Source organism: Rhizobium sp. G21 (assembly GCF_014158035.1).
Classification (GTDB): domain Bacteria; phylum Pseudomonadota; class Alphaproteobacteria; order Rhizobiales; family Rhizobiaceae; genus Rhizobium_E.
The window spans coordinates 3,801,606-3,814,460 of the sequence record NZ_JACFXW010000001.1; the positions used below are offsets into that span (position 1 = coordinate 3,801,606).

Consider the following 12,855-nt stretch of genomic DNA (forward strand, 5'->3'; position numbering starts at 1 on the left):
CCTGACCCGTTCCTGCGTCATCCTTCCTGCAAGACGAGGCTGCTTTGCGCCGCGCCGCGCCCCTGCTGCGGCCGGGCGCGGATCTCCGACATGAAGTCGAGATAGTCTTCGCCCAGCCTATCCGGCGCGAAGCGGCGGACCTTGTCGCCGGCGGCGATGCGCATGGATGCGAGCCGTTCGGGATGTAGCGCCAGATCGATCAACGCATCGCGCCATGCGGCCACGTCTCCGGGCGGAAGCAGCCTGCCATCGACGCCCTCGCGCACCAATTCCGGCAAGCCGCCTATGGCGCTCGCGAGCACGGGCGCGGCGTTGCCGAGCGCGATCACCGCCGCCCCCGGCAGATTTTCCGGCCAGAGCGACGGCAGGCAGAGCGCATCGGCCTGGTGGATCGCCTCGACCGCCTCATCGAGCGGCAGCCAGCCGGTGAATTCGAGCCAGTCGCAATCGCCATAGGCGGCGCGCAGGCGGGCTTCCTCGCCGCCGGCGCCGATGATCGTCAGCGTGAACGCCGCCCGTTGCCGCGCCGCGCGCGCGGCCTGCAACAGGCATTCCACCCCTTTCGGCGCGTCGAGCCGACCGACATAGGTGAAACGGGGCGCGGCGGAAGCCGTTCGCGGGCGGCGCGGCGCAGGATAGGCGTTGACATTGGCGATGACGCGCGTCGGTCGTCCGTCAAAAGCGCCTGCCGCCGCGAGCCGATCGAGATTGGCCTGCGAAGGCGAGACGAAGCCGAGGCGCGGCAGGCGCCGCAGCGCCGCGCGTTTCACGGCGGCAGAGAGCCGGCATTCCAGGCAACGACCTTCACAGGCGCGTCCCAGGCGAAACATCGTGGCGCGCAGGCAGGCCAAAGCGAGATCCGGCAGCACGTAGAGCGTCGGGATATCGCGCGCGGCGAGCGGAGCGACGATATTGTGTCCGAGCCCGACCAGCGAATGCAGCGTCGCGACATCGGGCCTGACGGCGTCGACAACGCGCTCCATGATCCGAAGATTGCGCGGATCACAGTGATCGCCGAGATGCCATAGCGGTTTCAACCAACGCGGGACGCCGCGCCCCTGCTTGTGAATAGAATAGGGCCGTGGAAAAGGCAGTCGAAAAATCCTCGCCCCGTCGCGTCTCTCATCCCAACACTCGGTCTCAGCGTCCTTCGCCGCCGTGAGCACGGCGACCTCATGGCCCCGATCGCCCAGCCAACGGGCGAGACCCTGCGCCGACAGTTCGGCGCCGCCTTGCGCATAAGGCGGATAGAGCGGCGTTAGCAGGAGAACGCGCATGAAACACTCCCTGACAGGGCGCATGCGCCGCCGTTCCGCAGACGGCGCGCATCTGCAGGCGAAGGCATGCTCGCCTCGATCTCTTCATGAATTACATCAGCAAATTCGCGACGTTGCCTTTCCCGCTCGCAATTTCGATAGCGGGATGGAAAGTCTTATTTCAGACCGACGGGCGCGACGAAGGCGCGAGCGGGTATTACGAGCAAACTATAGTTGCCGTTCAACACCTCGACAGGGCGAAAACTCAGATTATCAGATGGATTACAATTATAAGTAAGCGCAGAATTGCAGCTTGCGCAAGAAGAATCTTCAACCCAAGGCAAAGCCGCCCTCGAATGTCAATTCAAGGGCGGCCATCGTTTTCAGCGTTTCGATCGACACGCGGTCACGCATCTGCGTCGCGCACGACGGCTTCGGGGCGATCACCGCCGTCGGCATGTTCCTGGTGCCACTGGCCGCGCGAGTCCTGATAGGAAATCTCGGCGGACTCGCCGCCCACCTGATGTTCGAGCGCCACCAGGCGCGCCGCGGCGAGCGCCGAGGCGTGATCGGGGAAGGTTTCCGAAAAGACGTCGCCGAGCTTGTAGGCCCAGCCGCCGTCATGCTCGACGATGTTATAGGAAATTGTCGTCATGACCGCTTCTCCCGTCCTGGCTCGTCACATCGTGACCCGGGCGTTGTCGCCCATGTCTGGTTTGCTGTTGGACACCGCGGCGGCGGCCATCTTGATATAGCTGATCACGGTGCCGGGGCTGTCCCAATATTCGGCGAAAGCCGGAGTGACCTTGAGAATGCGGATCGACGGATCGTCGGGGCTGTCCCACCAGGCCTTGGCCGGGGTGGCCCAGAGTTCGCGGATGCGCTCGCGGTCGTTCAGGACTTCGGCTTTGCCCGATAGAGACACATATTTCTGTCCCTTGGAGTCGGCGAAAGCCAGGCAGACGTTCGGATAGCGGGCGATCTCGTCATCCTTGTGGCTGGCGACATCGGTGAGGAAATAGATCGCGTTGTCGATCTGTTCGGAATAGGCGCTCATCGGGCGCGCGCGCATGTCGTCGCCGATCTTGGTCACCAGCATGCAGAAGCCGATCTTGTCGATCAGCGACCAGACTTTTTCCGTATCGTCGGTATCGGCCATGGGTATTCCTTTCCTGATTGAACGACACAGGAACGGAGGCCGCCGAGAGAAGGTTCCCTTTCCCGATCGCGAAGGCTGGATATGCGCGGCCAGACAGCAAAAGACCCCGCCGGAGACCGGCGGGGTCGTGAACGCGTGAAAGCGGCAGGTCAGAAATCGAAGTGATCGGCCGTCAAGGTCTTGATCTTGACGTTGAGAAGCGTCAGCACATCGCCGTCGCCGAGGTCGACCAGGACATTTGCGCCCTTCTGCACCAGATGATCCGCTTTGAGTTCGGCGAAGCTGTCGACGACGTCGGAGTTGCCGAGATCGATGATGTCGTGGGCGTTTCCTTTCATCGCGAAATCGGTGATCGTGTCCTTGCCGTAACCGTCGCCGAACACGAACGTGTCGGCGCCGCCCTTGCCGGTCAGCTTGTCCGCACCGCCTCGGCCGTCGAGCGTATCGGCAAACTTGGTGCCGGTGAGCGTGTTGGCCTTGGAGGTGCCGGTGAACACATCACGCACCTCCTTGACGTTGATGTTCAGGACATTGGTGGTCGGATCTGTGTCGATACCGCCATTTTCCCGGCCGCCATCGTCCATCACCTTGAAGCCGATCTTGCCGAGGCCGTTGCCCGCGTCGTTTTCATCGGGCGTCCAGACCAGCTTCGACAATTTGCTCGCGTCGATGGTCTGTCCGGCCTTGACGGCCTTGCCGGCCAGCATGAGATCTCCGGAGTTTGGAAGGGCGATGATCTTGACGCCCGCGAACCTGTCACCGTCGGCGTCGCTGAAGCCGAAATTCGCCGCGGTCAGCTTGACGCTGGCGTCTTCCTTGACGGTCACCGTTTTGTTGGCGCCCGGGGGCGTCGTTGACCGCCGCGACGTCGAAGGTCATCGTATAGGCCTCCTCCGAAGGAGCGCCGGCCTCGTCGGCGACGGTGAATTCGAAGCTCGCGAGATCGTCGCCATTGGCATTGGCGGCAGGCGTCCAGGCGAGGCCGGCCAGATCCTTTGCGGAGATCTCTGCGCCTTGGGCGACATCCTCGCCGTTCAAGGTGAGCCTGCCGTTTTCCGGAAGCACCTCGATCGTGATCGAAGCCAGCATCTCTCCGTCGACATCGTTGAAGGCGAAATCCGATGCGGAGAGCGTCAGCGTCGTGTCTTCCAACGTGGTCAAGGTCTTGTCGGCGCCGGTCGGCGCGTCGTTGACGGCCTCGACGTCGAAGCTGATGACATAGCTCTCTTCGGATGTTGAGCCCGCCTCGTCGGTGACGGAGAATTCGAATTCGGCGAAATTCTCGCCATTGGCGTCGGCTTCGGGCGTCCAGACGAGGTTGCCCAGATCTTCGGCGGCAATCTCGACGCCTTCGCCGATGGCTTCGCCATTCAGGGTCAGCGCGCCGTTTTCAGGCAGGGACTTGATGGTCACCGAAGCGAGATCGTCGCCGTCGTCGTCGCTGAAGCCGAAATCTTCCGCGGAGAAGACATGGCTCGCATCCTCGAGAACCGAGATAGTCGCGTCGGAACCCGTGGGTGCGGCATTGTCGCTTTCGTAGACCGCAGAGAACCTGCGGCTATAGATGTCGGTCGTGCTTTCGCTGCCGAATTCGCGCCAGACTACCATGAAGCCGTCGTCGGTCGCCGTGATCTGCGGCTCCATCTGGTCGGAGGCCGCGTCAGCGGTGATCGTGAATCTAGCGCCGTCGGTCGTGCCATCCGAATTGAAGACCTGACCGAACACGCCGCGGCCCGAATCGTCGCCCTGAGTCCAGACGATGATGAAGTCGCCGTTCGGCAGGCCGAGCACGTCGGGCTGCATCACCGACCAGAGATTGGCCGCCCCGCCGAGATTGGGCGAGACCGTGACTTCTGCGCCGCGCTCCGTTCCGTCGGCGTTGTAGATCTGTGCGAAGACGCCGGTGGCGATGGAGCCGGAAGCCTGCTGATTGGCCCAGGTCACGACATAGCCGCCGTCGGCGAGCCCGGACACCTGGCTGTCGACAGCGCCCTTGCCGCTGACGGCATGGCTGTGTTCAGAGCCGATCTTTGCGCCGGTATCGTCGAACATCTGCGAATAGACGACGCCCGAAGACATGTCGTCGCTCGCCTGCGTCCAGGACATCACGTAGCCGCCTGCGGCGAGCGCCGTGATATTGGGCATGATCTGGTTGCCGATGGTGGTGGTGTTCACCTGAACTTCGGCGCCATTCTTCGTGCCGTCGGCGTTGTAGAGTTGCTGGAAGATCCCGGCGGCGTTGCCGTCCTGAAGATTGCTGGCCCAGGCGATCGCATAGCCGCCGTCTTCGAAAACGGTGATGGCGGACTGCGCCTGAGAATCGGCCTGGGTCGTATTGACGAGCGTTTCGACGCCATTCTTAGTGCCGTCGGCGTTGAAGACCTGTTTGTAGATGCCGTAGTCGTTGGAGTCCCAGCCCGTGTAAGTCACGATCCAGCCGCCCTCGGGCAGCGCTGCGACCTGAGAGTTGAACTGGCGGAAATAGGTCGCCGTGTTGACCTGCGTTTCTCCGCCGAGCGGCGCGCCTTCGGAATCATAGGCCTGCTGGAAGACGCCGTTGTCGTTACCGTCCTTGCCGGGATCCGTCCAGGTGACCACCCAGCCGCCATCGGCCAGCATCGTCACCTGCGCATCCCACTGGTCGCCGGCAATCGTTGTGTTCACCCGGACCTCGGCGCCGCCCTCATAACCCAGGAGTTCGGGAACTTCCTCGACGTCGAAGGTGATCGTATTCGAGACGTCCGACGACTTGCCTTTGGAATCGACGACGGTGAAGGTGAAGCTGGCGAGGCCCTCGCCGCTGGCGTCGGCCGCCGGCATCCAGACGAGCGACCTGATATCCTCGGCGGCGATGAACTGGCCTGCGGTCACTTCGACGTCGTTCAGGGTCAGCGTTCCGGTTTCGGGCAGACTGTCGATGGTCACGCCGCCGAGGTCGTCGCCATCGGTGTCCTCGAAACCGAAATCGTCGATGCTGAAGACATAGGGCTCGTCTTCATCGGCGTAGAGCGTGGCGTCCGCGCCGGTGGGTGCGTTGTTGGCGGGATTGAACGTGCGCACATACACATCCGTCGAGCTGTCGAAACCGGATTCGCGCCAGACGACCTTAAAGCCGCCATCGCCGGTGGAGACGATCTGAGGCTCCATCAGGTCGTTGGAAATGTCTTCCGAAACCAGGAAGGATGATCCATCCGCAGATCCATCGGCATTGTAAGCCTGCGCATAGACGCCACGGTTGTTTCCGTCATTCTGTGTCCAGACAACGATGAATTCGCCGTTCGGAAGGCCCGTCACGTCGGGCTGCATCACCGACCAATCGTTGCGATATCCCCCAGATTGGACGAGACGGTGATTTCGCCGCCGCGCTCCGTGCCGTCGGCATTATAAACCTGCGCGTAGGCGCCGGTGGCGATATTGCCGGAGGACTGTTGATTGATCCAGGTGACGACATAGCCGCCGTCGGCGAGTCCGGCCACCTGGCTGTCGACAGCGCCCTTGCCGCTGACGGCGTGGCTGTGCTCGGAGCCGACCTTTGCGCCCGCTGCGTCGAAGGTCTGCGAGTAGACCACGCCTGCCGACAAGTCGTCACTCGCCTGCGTCCAAGAGACGACATAGCCGCCATTGGCGAGAAGCGCGATGTTCGGCGCTTTCTGGCTTCCCAAAATGGTGGTGTTGACGATGGTTTCACCACCGATCTTGGCGCCATCGGCGCTGTAGAGCTGCTGGTAAACGCCGTATCCATCGCCGCCCCCGTCCTGCATATGGCTGGCCCAGGCGATGACATAGCTTCCGTCAGCGAGAACTGTGAGGGCGGAGCGCTCTTGATCGAAGGTCTGAGTCGTGTTGACGAGCGTCTCGACGCCGCTCTTCGTGCCGTCGGCAGTGAAAAGCTGCTTATAGACTCCGTAGCCGCCCGAGTCCCAGCCGGTATAGGTCACGATCCAGCCGCCGTCGGCCAGTGCTGCGACCTGAGAATGAAACTGGCGGAAATGCGTTAACGTATTAACCTGAGTCTGCGCGCCGAGCGTCGTTCCATCGGCGTTGTACGCTTGCTGGAAAATGCCTGAATCGTTGCCGTCGTTGGGGTCGGTCCAGGTGATCACCCAGCCGCCGTCCTTCAACATGGTGATTTGCGCGTCCGACTGGTCGCCCGGAAGCGCCGTGTTGACCCGAGTTTCTGCGCCGCCCTCGAAAATCGTCATCTGTCTGTCCCAAAAGTGAATTGAAAATCCGTCGAACCGCAAAGCGATACCTTTCGGTAACCACTTGCTCCGCGAATTTCATCACCACTTTTGGGTATGCAGATTTTTCATGACGTTGGGTGAGGCGTTTTTGGGCGCGGCGGCGAACGATGCCATGCATGCGGCGGCGACCGCGACCATAGCGCACCCAAAAAAGCAACTTCACGCCGCGACGAGCTCTCCTTTGTCCACCTCCTCGATGATCGCGGCGGAAATGACCTGACCGATATCGCGCGCGCTGGTGATCCCCTGAACGAAGGGCAGTTTGTGCAGAAGAAAGGCGATCGAGCCGCAATAGAGCCTGTTGGTGAGGGGGCGTTCGAAGATCGGCCGAAAAGCCCCGTCGAGGTCCACGCCGCCCGTGCGGCGGATCGCGCCGTCGTCGCCTTCCGATAGGAGATCGGCGACCCTGCTCGACGCCTTGCGGATCACGCCCTGTTGGCGGAGCGTCGGGAAGGGCATGTCGCGCGCCGAAAGCGGATGTTGGCCTGTGGCGTCGATAAAGGCGTCGAAGGCGAGCCTCTCTTCGCCGACGGCGACCACGGCGCCGCGCGCGACCGATGCATTGTCGATTTCGCTTTCGTCGCCCAGCGCGATCACGGTCAGCTTGCCCGCGCGGCGCAGGGCCAGCAAGCGGCGGATGGAATCGTGCGGCACGGTGGCGTAGTCGTCGACGAACAGGGTCTTGAAATATTTGTGGAAGCGGTCGAGGTCCTGGTCGTGCAGGTGAGGAATGGCTCTTGCGATCACCTCGTGCATGCGCAGGATCGCATAGCGCCATTCGACGACATGCCTGTTCGCCTTGTTGGCTTCGGCTTCCGCGAGATTCATCGCAGCCCAGACGAAGGGATCCGACGACTCGCGCGCTCCAAAATAAGCGGCGCCGATCGTCTCAACCGTTTGCAGCGACAGGCCGATCGCGGCGGCGTAGGCGGGATCGCAGGCGGCGAGCTCGCGCTTGAAAAGATCGAAGACCGCGTCCAGCAGATCGTGTCTTCGCGTTTCGACAAGATGGTCAACCGCTTCCGGCGTGCAGATGTCGAGGGGGCGGTATGGAAATTCGCAATAGAAATCGGCTTCCGGCAGGACGCCCTTGCGCGACATCATCGTCACCGTAAGCGCGTCCGAACCGGGCGAGGGCGCATATTGCAAGACACCGGCCTCATCGAGAAGGAAGCCGCCATGGCGGGTGGCGATGGTGACCAGCGCATCGATGGCGCTCAAGGACGTGCCCAATATGCCGACCTTGCAGGCCGGGATCGTCTTCAGGATCGGCGCCGGCCAGGGCGAGACGAAATAGCCGGGCTTGATCTCGGTCGTCTCCGGCCAGTCGTGACCGGTCGCCATCACCACATGGTCGAAGACGAAATTTTCTTGCGCGCCGTCTTGGTCTTCGACGAGGAGGCGGATCTCACTCTCATGGAGCTCGATATCGACGACGTCGCGTCCGCCCTCCACCACGATGTCGTGGCCCCGCGCCGCGCCGGCGACGAGAAGCTGATCGAACTGGGCCTTGAAATAGTCGCCGAGCACGACGCGCGGGTAGAATTCCCGCACATCGATGGCGTCGCGTCGAACGCCCAGCTCGGCGAGCGTCGCATCCGACTGTCGTCCGAGCCAGTCGACCAGCGTTTCGCAGACCGGCGGAAGTTCGATGCTGGCGATGTTCGACAGCATGGCGCGATCATTCATATCTGGATGATAGGGCGTTCCCTTGCCCGGTTCGCTTTCTCGTTCGAAGATGGTGATCCTGATCGGTCTCTGGCCGGCGACGAGGCCCTTTAGCGTATAGATCCCGGTCGGACCGGAGCCGATAATGGCGACGGAAGTAATCATAACGAAAAACATGCCTGATTTCGGCGGAATTGCCTCGATCGCACAATGTCGCGGGCCGCACTAAGTTCCGTGCGAAGCATCTATGCGATCGCCGTCGACGAGGCTCAAAGGCCGATCCGCACGCCGCCCGCGGCAATGGCGTCCGCGTCGTCATGGGTGACCAACAACACCGGCAGTCGGTTGCGGCGAGCATGCGCGAAGACGAAACTCCTGAATTCGTCGCGCAAGCTGCTGTCGAGTTTGGAAAAGGGTTCGTCCAGGAGCAATGCTTCGGGCGCGGCCAGAAGCGTTCGCATCAGCGCCACACGCGCCCTCTGGCCTCCCGAAAGCGTGGACGGATCGCGATCGATGAAGCCATCGAGGCCGGCGGCTTCGAGCGCAGTCTGGACATGCTTCCTGCGCTCCGCGCCGCCGCGTATGTCCTGCCGCAGCCCGAAGGCGAGGTTGTCGCCCACCGACAGATGCGGAAAGAGCAGGTCGTCCTGAAACAGGATGCCGATCCTGCGTTTCTCGGCAGGGATCTTCGTCAAGTCGCGATCACCGATCAGGATGCGGCCATCGGCGCGGAACGCGCGATCGAGGTGACCGCCGATGAAGGCGAGCAGGGTCGACTTGCCGATGCCGCTCGGGCCCGTCACCGTCGCAATCTCCCCGGGCGCGACAGTCAGATCGAGCGGAGCGATCAATGATTGCGAACCATTGCGCAGGCCGATGGCGACATGTTGGAGGATGAGCGGCTTCAACTGGCGTCTCCATTCAGATCGCGACGGTTTGAAAACAGCCGGCGCGGCAAACCCAATGCGGCGGCATAAGCCAGCATCGGCAGCAATGCCTGCAGAAAGGCGTAGACGCCGACGATGCGACGGTCACCGCCGGACGACAAGGTCACCGCCTCGGTGGTCAATGTGCTGATGCGGCCCGCCCCGAGGAAAAGCGTCGGCAGATACAGGGCGACGCTCACGGAGAAACCGATGGCTGTCGCCGCCAGCAGCGGCCGCAGGAGCAGCGGCAATTTGACCAGGATCAGCGTCCGCATCGGCGAAACGCCGAGCGCGGCGGCGGCGCGGGCGTAGCGCGGGTCGAGCGCTCGCCAGGGATCGCCGAGGGCGAGCATGATGTAGGGAAACACGAACAGCACATGGCCCCATAGCACCGAGGCCCAGAGGCCATCGAGCCCGACCTGGAGCGAAACGACCTGCAGACCGTAGAGAAAGGCGATCTGCGGCGCCATCAGAGGAAGATAGATCAACGCTGTGGCGGCGGCCGGCAGCCTGCGGCCGCTGCGGTCCTCCCCTTCGAGCCACAGGATCGCCGCGACGGCCGAGATCAGCGTGGACAGTATCCCGAGCAGAACGGTGTCGAGAAGCGCCGAGGACCAGCCGGCGGCCGAGCGGCTCCAGCCCGTCAGCGACCAGGCGGACGGCAGGCTGTCGGGAAAGGTCCAGCGCCAGGCCACAGACCAGACGAACAGCGAAACGATCGCCGACAATCCGACGGCCATCAGCGTCGCCGCGGCCACTGACGCCAGCCGGATCAGCGGCTCGCTTCGCATCCCCGGCCGCCGCGGCGGACGACCCATCGCCCGATCGCGCCGACGAGGTGTTCGCCGGTCCACCAGACCAGGACGCCGCCGGCCACGACGCCGATCTGCAGGATGGCGGCGGCGGCGGCCGGCAGCAGGAGATCGACGTCGGCGGCCGTGAACCAACGCATCGCGGCGACCGAGAGGACGGGGGATTGGACGGGCCGAGGATGATGGCGACGTCGACCACCGACAGCGTGAAAGCCAGAACCGCATAGACCGACAGCCGGATCTGCCGGTAGACCTGCGGAAAGACGACCTTGATCCAGACGACGCCGCGGCCGTAGCCGAGCGCGCGCGCCATGGCGATCTGCTGGCGGACGGCGATCTGGTCGAGGGCCGCGACGATGACCAGCAGGAAGAAAGGGATCTCCTTGATCATCAGTCCGAAGATCAGCGCCCAACCGGCCGGATCGTGGATCGTGGTCGCCTGGGGCGGGGTCGTCCAGCCGGTGGCCCAGGGGCTGACGATACGGACCAGCCATCCGGACGGCGCGATCAGGAACGCGACCCCGATGGCGAGCGCCGCATGCGGCGCGGCGAGCAGGGGCGCGAGCAGCCGTTCTGCGCGTCGCGCCGCGATCCGCCCATGCATCGACGCGCAGAAAGCCACAGCGAAAGCGAGCGACAGCGCCGTCGAGACAAATCCGACGAAGAGGGTGAGCCGCAGGCTCGTCCCCACTCCCGGCAATGCGAAGAGCGTCCTCCAGGCGTCGAGATTTGGCGTCATGGCGCCGATGGCCGGCAAAATGCCGAAAGCGGGCATCATCGTCTGCCACAGGCCGAGCAGGATCGGCGTGACGATCCCGAGAAACGCCAGCGCCACGGAGAAATACTGCAGGGCGGTTCCCGGACGGATGCTCATTTCGTGTAGCGTCTGGCCCATTCTTCGGTCAGCCGCGTCATCCAGGACGCATGCGGCTCCAGCAATGTGCGGCCGAGATCCTCATTGCGAGGGAGCGCCGGCGATGTCGGCAAGGCTGTGAAGAGGGCCTTTTCCTCGTCTCCGAGTTTGCGTGTGTCGAGAACCGAAAAACTGCCGAGCACGTCGATATTCTGGGCATGAGCCTGGGTTTCCGGCTCGAGCAGGAAATTGGCCACCACCTTGGCGCCTTCCTTGTTGGCGGCGTTGAAGGGAATGGCGACGAAGCTGATATTGCCGATCGCGCCGCCATCGAGCGCATAGGTGCGAACCGAGTCCGGCAAGCGGCCTTCGGCGATCGCGGCGGCGGCGCTGGCGGGGTCGAACGACATGGAAATATCGATTTCTCCGTCGTTGAGCAGCTGCTGCTGAGCCGATTCATTGGCGGGAAAAGTGTCCCCGTTCCTCCAGAGCTGCGGCCGGAGCTCATCGTACCACGCCCATAGAGGGGCGGTCGCCGCATTGAAATCGGCGTCGGTCGCCGGCGCCTGCAGCACCGCGGGATCGGGAGCCAACTCGATCAGCGCCTGTTTGAGAAAGGTCGCGCCCATAAAATTGCTGACGTCGGGATGGGTGAAGCGGCCGGGATTCTGCCTCGCCCAGGCGAGGAGCGCCGTCATCGATTTCGGCGGCTGCGCAAGTCGCGCCGAATCGTAGTTGAAGACGAATTTGGCGAGCCGCCACGGCGACTCGTAGCCCTCGACCGGCACGGTGAAATCGACCGAGGCCGCCGAGGCGGGGCTCAGGTCGAGAAACCGCGCATTCGGAAGTTCGGCAACGAAGGGTCCGTGCAGCAGTCCCTTTTCCTTCATCGACAGAAAATTGGGCCCGTTGATCCAGATGAGATCGACGGAGCCGCCGTCTTCTTTGCCGGCCGCCTTTTCAGCGATCACCCGAGTGACCTTCGGCGGTGTCGGTGAGCTTGACCTGCCGGATCGAAACGCCGTAACGCGCCTGCACCTGTTCTCCCGCCCAGGCGATGAAGGCGTTGGTGCGTTCGTCGCCGCCCCAGGCGTTCCAGTAGACGGTCTGTCCCCTGGCCTTGTCGAGGGTTTCGTTCCAGGCATCGGCCGCAAACGCGGTCGGAGACAGGATGCTCAGTCCGAGGGCAGCGATCAGTGGCAATGTCCGCATGGGTTCTCCTTGACGGGGCTGGACGCGCGAAGGGCCGCGTCATGTCGTTTGGCGTTGGCCGAAGCCGGATTATTACAGTCGTCTTGGTCCGACGCGATCACGAAAACGCCGTCCAGCCCTGACGCCACCGGGTCAGCGTCGTGATCAGGCAAAGCGCGGCAAAGACGAAGGCCAGGATGGGAAAAAGGTTCGGCCAGATGCACATGGCGACGAACAGGCCGACCGTCTCGGCGCCTTCCGTCAGCCCGCCCAGGTAATAGAGACCTTTCTGCGGATAGTCGTTCGACGACATGCCGCGTCTGGCGGCGATGCTGGAGAACGCCAGGAAGCTCGATCCCGTTCCGACGAAAGCCGCGATCAGGGTTGCCGCGGCGAGCGCGTTCGCGGCGGGATCGGCCCAGGCGAAGGCGAGCGGCACCAAGGCGTAGAAGGCGAAGTCCAGAGCGATGTCCAGAAAGGCCCCGCGATCGGTGGGCGCTCCCATGCGGGCGACGGCTCCGTCGAGACCGTCGAAAAGCCGGTTCGCAGCGATGAAGGCGAGACCGGCCCCAAAATATCCCAGCCCGATCATCGGCAATGAGACGAGGCCCAGGCCGAAACCCGCAATCGACAGCTGGTCCGCCGTCACGCCGCGCAGGCGCAGCCAGCCGGCGACAGGCCGGAGGATCGATTTCTGCACGGGTAAAATATGTCGGTCGAACATTCCTGGTCCTCGAAGCGCGCGT

14 protein-coding genes are annotated in these 12,855 nt (G+C 63.4%); 1 reads left to right on the forward strand and 13 read right to left on the reverse strand.

Annotation, left to right across the window (positions count from 1 at the left end):
* Nucleotides 1-17 precede the first annotated feature (17 nt).
* The 10 genes from H2O14_RS18945 to H2O14_RS18990 form a co-directional block, all read right to left on the reverse strand.
* A complete protein-coding gene (locus H2O14_RS18945) occupies nucleotides 18-1,277 on the reverse strand; it encodes a glycosyltransferase (RefSeq protein WP_182828876.1) in 1,260 nt (419 codons plus the stop codon).
* Nucleotides 1,278-1,662: 385 nt separating this feature from the next.
* A complete protein-coding gene (locus H2O14_RS18950) occupies nucleotides 1,663-1,911 on the reverse strand; it encodes a DUF2188 domain-containing protein (RefSeq protein WP_182828877.1) in 249 nt (82 codons plus the stop codon).
* 24 nt (nucleotides 1,912-1,935) lie between these two features.
* On the reverse strand, nucleotides 1,936-2,415 hold the full coding sequence (locus tag H2O14_RS18955) for a pyridoxamine 5'-phosphate oxidase family protein (RefSeq protein WP_182828878.1): 480 nt from the start codon (nucleotides 2,413-2,415) through the stop codon (nucleotides 1,936-1,938).
* 149 nt (nucleotides 2,416-2,564) lie between these two features.
* Nucleotides 2,565-3,242, reverse strand: coding sequence for a hypothetical protein (locus H2O14_RS28970; protein WP_182828879.1), 678 nt, complete (start codon nucleotides 3,240-3,242; stop codon nucleotides 2,565-2,567).
* Nucleotides 3,172-5,721: an Ig-like domain-containing protein gene (locus H2O14_RS18965; protein ID WP_246697662.1), complete on the reverse strand. Its 2,550-nt coding sequence runs from the start codon at nucleotides 5,719-5,721 to the stop codon at nucleotides 3,172-3,174. The genes H2O14_RS28970 and H2O14_RS18965 overlap by 71 nt, the downstream gene beginning before the upstream one ends.
* On the reverse strand, nucleotides 5,721-6,659 hold the full coding sequence (locus tag H2O14_RS18970) for a hypothetical protein (RefSeq protein WP_182828881.1): 939 nt from the start codon (nucleotides 6,657-6,659) through the stop codon (nucleotides 5,721-5,723). The genes H2O14_RS18965 and H2O14_RS18970 overlap by 1 nt, the downstream gene beginning before the upstream one ends.
* A 159-nt stretch (nucleotides 6,660-6,818) precedes the next feature.
* On the reverse strand, nucleotides 6,819-8,504 hold the full coding sequence (locus H2O14_RS18975) for an FAD/NAD(P)-binding protein (RefSeq protein WP_246697445.1): 1,686 nt from the start codon (nucleotides 8,502-8,504) through the stop codon (nucleotides 6,819-6,821).
* Between the two features lie 92 nt (nucleotides 8,505-8,596).
* Nucleotides 8,597-9,235, reverse strand: a complete 639-nt coding sequence (locus H2O14_RS18980; protein WP_210275476.1) for an ATP-binding cassette domain-containing protein — start codon at nucleotides 9,233-9,235, stop codon at nucleotides 8,597-8,599.
* Nucleotides 9,232-10,044, reverse strand: a complete 813-nt coding sequence (locus H2O14_RS18985; protein WP_182828882.1) for an ABC transporter permease subunit — start codon at nucleotides 10,042-10,044, stop codon at nucleotides 9,232-9,234. Before H2O14_RS18985 ends, H2O14_RS18980 begins: the two co-directional genes overlap by 4 nt.
* Nucleotides 10,026-10,205, reverse strand: a complete 180-nt coding sequence (locus H2O14_RS18990; RefSeq protein WP_182828883.1) for a hypothetical protein — start codon at nucleotides 10,203-10,205, stop codon at nucleotides 10,026-10,028. The genes H2O14_RS18985 and H2O14_RS18990 overlap by 19 nt, the downstream gene beginning before the upstream one ends.
* 398 nt (nucleotides 10,206-10,603) lie before the next feature.
* On the opposite strand from H2O14_RS18990, the gene H2O14_RS18995 reads away from it, so the two are divergent.
* Nucleotides 10,604-10,948, forward strand: coding sequence for a hypothetical protein (locus tag H2O14_RS18995; RefSeq protein ID WP_182828884.1), 345 nt, complete (start codon nucleotides 10,604-10,606; stop codon nucleotides 10,946-10,948).
* Here H2O14_RS18995 and H2O14_RS19000 read toward each other — a convergent pair.
* From H2O14_RS19000 to H2O14_RS19005, 3 genes are all read right to left on the reverse strand, one after another.
* Nucleotides 10,936-11,889: an ABC transporter substrate-binding protein gene (locus tag H2O14_RS19000; RefSeq protein WP_312858627.1), complete on the reverse strand. Its 954-nt coding sequence runs from the start codon at nucleotides 11,887-11,889 to the stop codon at nucleotides 10,936-10,938. The two genes, H2O14_RS18995 and H2O14_RS19000, sit on opposite strands and share 13 nt — an antisense overlap.
* A complete protein-coding gene (locus tag H2O14_RS27725) occupies nucleotides 11,879-12,130 on the reverse strand; it encodes a hypothetical protein (protein WP_246697446.1) in 252 nt (83 codons plus the stop codon). Before H2O14_RS27725 ends, H2O14_RS19000 begins: the two co-directional genes overlap by 11 nt.
* Nucleotides 12,131-12,227: 97 nt before the next feature.
* The gene (locus tag H2O14_RS19005) at nucleotides 12,228-12,833 is read right to left on the reverse strand and encodes a CDP-alcohol phosphatidyltransferase family protein (RefSeq protein ID WP_182828885.1); all 606 of its coding nucleotides are present in this window, start codon (nucleotides 12,831-12,833) and stop codon (nucleotides 12,228-12,230) included.
* Between the last annotated feature and the right edge of the window lie 22 nt (nucleotides 12,834-12,855).

Bases quoted from the DNA above. Each gene is read 5' to 3' on its own strand.
- H2O14_RS18945 (WP_182828876.1), bottom strand. From the start codon at position 1,277: ATGCGCGTTCTCCTGCTAACGCCGCTCTATCCGCCTTATGCGCAAGGC.
- H2O14_RS18950 (WP_182828877.1), bottom strand. From the start codon at position 1,911: ATGACGACAATTTCCTATAACATCGTCGAGCATGACGGCGGCTGGGCC.
- H2O14_RS18955 (WP_182828878.1), bottom strand. From the start codon at position 2,415: ATGGCCGATACCGACGATACGGAAAAAGTCTGGTCGCTGATCGACAAG.
- H2O14_RS18965 (WP_246697662.1), bottom strand. From the start codon at position 5,721: ATGCAGCCCGACGTGACGGGCCTTCCGAACGGCGAATTCATCGTTGTC.
- H2O14_RS18975 (WP_246697445.1), bottom strand. From the start codon at position 8,504: ATGTTTTTCGTTATGATTACTTCCGTCGCCATTATCGGCTCCGGTCCG.
- H2O14_RS18985 (WP_182828882.1), bottom strand. From the start codon at position 10,044: ATGCGAAGCGAGCCGCTGATCCGGCTGGCGTCAGTGGCCGCGGCGACG.
- H2O14_RS18990 (WP_182828883.1), bottom strand. From the start codon at position 10,205: ATGCGTTGGTTCACGGCCGCCGACGTCGATCTCCTGCTGCCGGCCGCC.
- H2O14_RS18995 (WP_182828884.1), top strand. From the start codon at position 10,604: ATGCGGCGCGGCGAGCAGGGGCGCGAGCAGCCGTTCTGCGCGTCGCGC.
- H2O14_RS27725 (WP_246697446.1), bottom strand. From the start codon at position 12,130: ATGCGGACATTGCCACTGATCGCTGCCCTCGGACTGAGCATCCTGTCT.
- H2O14_RS19005 (WP_182828885.1), bottom strand. From the start codon at position 12,833: ATGTTCGACCGACATATTTTACCCGTGCAGAAATCGATCCTCCGGCCT.